The organism is Photorhabdus hindustanensis (assembly GCF_002968995.1).
Lineage (GTDB): Bacteria > Pseudomonadota > Gammaproteobacteria > Enterobacterales > Enterobacteriaceae > Photorhabdus > Photorhabdus akhurstii.
In genome coordinates this window covers 1-1524 of the sequence record NZ_PUWT01000186.1, presented here as the reverse complement: position 1 = coordinate 1524, position 1524 = coordinate 1, and the positions used below count along the sequence as shown (strand labels likewise).

Below are 1524 nucleotides of genomic sequence, written 5' to 3'. Positions count from 1 at the left end.
GGAGAGGTTCAGCGCGGATGCTTCTCATCAACTCAGAACACCATTAACGGTATTAAAAACTCAAGTAGCGGTAGCGCTTGCCAGCGAAGATCCCATGCAATGGAAAGAAAGCTTACAGGCCATTGATAGTACATTGGATACCCATCAATTAACCTTCCAGCACCGGGCAGGCGTCACACCGTATACGTCCACTTACGTGTTTGCACAGTGCTGTGTTTTTAATAAACAGTTGCAGCCAGCTGGTCTCTGCGACTGGCTTCGGCTCCGGAGGCAAACTCCTTCACCTACTGCCAGCGTGCCTTCTCCCGAAGTTACGGCACCATTTTGCCTAGTTCCTTCACCCGAGTTCTCTCAAGCGCCTGAGTATGCTCTACCTGACCACCTGTGTCGGTTTGGGGTACGATTCAATATGACCTGACGCTTAGAGGCTTTTCCTGGAAGCCGGGCATCAACCACTTCACTGCCGTAGCAGCTCGTCATCACGCCTCAGTGTTAAAGAAGAGCGGATTTGCCTGCTCCTCCCATCTACACGCTTAAACCGGGACGACCGTCGCCCGGATGGCCTAGCCTTCTCCGTCCCCCCTTCGCAGTCACATTCAGTACAGGAATATTAACCTGTTTCCCATCAGCTACGCCGTTCGGCCTCGCCTTAGGGGTCGACTCACCCTGCCCCGATTAACGTTGGACAGGAACCCTTGGTCTTCCGGCGAGCGGGTTTTTCACCCGCTTTATCGTTACTTATGTCAGCATTCGCACTTCTGATACCTCCAGCGGGCCTCACAGCGCCACCTTCAACGGCTTACAGAACGCTCCCCTACCCATCCAGAGAACAGACGTCAGAATACAGCTTACAGATGACGTCCCAGTCCGGTCAGCATTTTCGCTATCTCTTCATAGCTGTCACGCCATTCCTGCCACTGAACCGCAGTAATATAACCTAAATCCAGACAGTATCTTAACCAGACACGCATCTCATCAGCACTCCCTAAGGCTATACTAATGAAACGTCTAAACTCAGGTTTGGAATAATGTTGCTTACCAAAGCCCTCGGCAAGATTGGCACAAATGCCCTTACTTGCCCGCCTTACTTGGTCTGCTAATCCATATTGTTCGTACCGAGGAAATGCCAAACTCGCCTGATGAATCTCTAATGAAATTCGGTAAGCTTTCTTAAACACTTCCAATTGCTCGAATCCATATGACATTAATCCGTCCTCTGTCGTCTGAAATCTGTCCTCTGAATGCCGCAGCTTCGGTGCATGGTTTAGCCCCGTTACATCTTCCGCGCAGGCCGACTCGACCAGTGAGCTATTACGCTTTCTTTCAATGATGGCTGCTTCTAAGCCAACATCCTGGCTGTCTGGGCCTTCCCACATCGTTTCCCACTTAACCATGACTTCGGGACCTTAGCTGGCGGTCTGGGTTGTTTCCCTCTTCACGACGGACGTTAGCACCCGCCGTGTGTCTCCCGTGATACCATTCTTCGGTATTCGCAGTTTGCATCGGGTTGGTARGCCGGGATGG

Annotated in this window: 1 rRNA gene; it reads right to left on the bottom strand. The window is 51.5% G+C overall.

Annotated features, from left to right (window positions below):
* Positions 1 to 1524, bottom strand: a 23S ribosomal RNA gene (locus C6H66_RS25190); the annotation flags it as partial.